This is a genomic window from Synechococcus sp. WH 7805 (assembly GCF_000153285.1).
Lineage (GTDB): Bacteria > Cyanobacteriota > Cyanobacteriia > PCC-6307 > Cyanobiaceae > Synechococcus_C.
In genome coordinates, this window is record NZ_CH724168.1 from 1,852,305 (window position 1) to 1,853,357 (window position 1,053).

The following is a 1,053-nucleotide window of genomic DNA, read 5'->3' on the forward strand; positions in this document are numbered from 1 at the left end:
CAACCTCAAGACCAAACCCACCATTCAAACCAGAAAAACAAAGACCAAAGCCACCATCTCACCCAAACTGATCAAGCCAATTCTCACCAAACGATCCACACAAAAAACCAAAGCCAAAACTGCAAATATCATCAACACCAGGCGGATCATGCAACCCATCAAGCACACCTTTAAATAGACCCACAAAGACACCTCAGCTCAGACAACAACACGTCCTCCTTCCCACACAAGGAGGACTTTTTTATTGCCTTACAACCTGTGACCAACATCACTCATCAACACAACTCAAATCACAAGAATACACATCTAAAACAAACACACTGAAAACATCAGGACAACGAGCCCTGATGACTTTCTCCTCACAACAGCTCCATCATGATTAAATCAATCGCTCTCGCCGTCGCTCTCTCCACACTCGGGCTCGCCGGCTCACCCATGGCAGGCCTCGCACAAAATGCTGGCAGTGGATGCTCTGGTACAGGCACCATCTGCGGTCACGGAAACTCCGTCGGTGGCATCAACTCTGGAAACACATACAACTCTGGAAACACCGTTGGCTCCTACAACGGCTCTGCCGTCGGTTCTTACAATCAAGACAATCGCCGCTACGACAACCGCCGCTACAACAACGCCTTCAACCAGAATCAACGCTACAACCGCCACACCAACAACCAACGCTGGAACAATCAGCGCTACAGCAATCAGCACACCAACAACCAGCGCTGGAACAACCAGAGAACCAATAACGTCAGAACCAATGTCCGCAGCGAAGTTGGACTCTGGTAATCCTTACCAACTCTCAATCCATACACTTCAAAAGGGGGGCTTTGCCCCCCTTTTTGCTTGAAACATCCTCACGGGGCTCACCTCCTCACTCCCACAGGTGCATTCACTTTTGACAGGGAGAAACTGACGCTCCAAGACCAAGACGACGGCAAAACACAAGCCGAAACAGCACACGCAACTTGCCGCTAACAACCCCTGTGATCGATCTCACAAATCGCTGAGATCACGCTCATCACCCCCAACCCTCAAACCAGAGATGGTGGAACA

At 50.0% G+C, this 1,053-nt stretch carries 1 protein-coding gene; it reads left to right on the top strand.

All coding sequences use genetic code 11. The annotated features are described in order from the left end of the window. Nucleotides 1–375 precede the first annotated feature (375 nt). The gene (locus WH7805_RS09550) at nucleotides 376–786 is read left to right on the top strand and encodes a hypothetical protein (protein WP_006042865.1); all 411 of its coding nucleotides are present in this window, start codon (nucleotides 376–378) and stop codon (nucleotides 784–786) included. The last annotated feature ends 267 nt before the right edge of the window (nucleotides 787–1,053 follow it).